The sequence below is a fragment of the Paraburkholderia sp. BR14320 genome, from assembly GCF_040948665.1.
Lineage (GTDB): Bacteria > Pseudomonadota > Gammaproteobacteria > Burkholderiales > Burkholderiaceae > Paraburkholderia > Paraburkholderia youngii.
This window is the reverse complement of the sequence record NZ_JBFPKG010000324.1, coordinates 1-281: the sequence shown is the minus strand read 5'-3', so window position 1 is coordinate 281 and position 281 is coordinate 1. Positions and strand designations below refer to the sequence as shown.

The 281-nt window shown below is 62.6% G+C and carries 1 pseudogene; it reads right to left on the bottom strand.

Annotated features, from left to right (window positions below):
• Positions 1-281 (bottom strand): annotated as a pseudogene (locus tag AB3X89_RS40505) (DDE-type integrase/transposase/recombinase); the annotation flags it as partial.

The following is a 281-nucleotide window of genomic DNA, read 5'->3' as shown; positions in this document are numbered from 1 at the left end:
CAGATTGCGCCACGGTCCGAGGTGATGGATCACCTCTGCCTTGTACAAGCCGTTGATCGTTTCAGCCAGTGCGTTATCGTAGGAGTCGCCCACGCTGCCCACTGACGGCTCGATGCCAGCCTCGACCAACCGATCCGTATAGCGGATCGATACGTTGCACGCCGCGGTCGCTGTGATGGATCAGCCCGTCCTGCTGCGCCGGCTGTCGCTCGTACAAGGCCTGTTCCAGTGCGTCCAGAACGAAGTCCGTGCGCGCCGAGCTCGACACACGCCAGCCGACA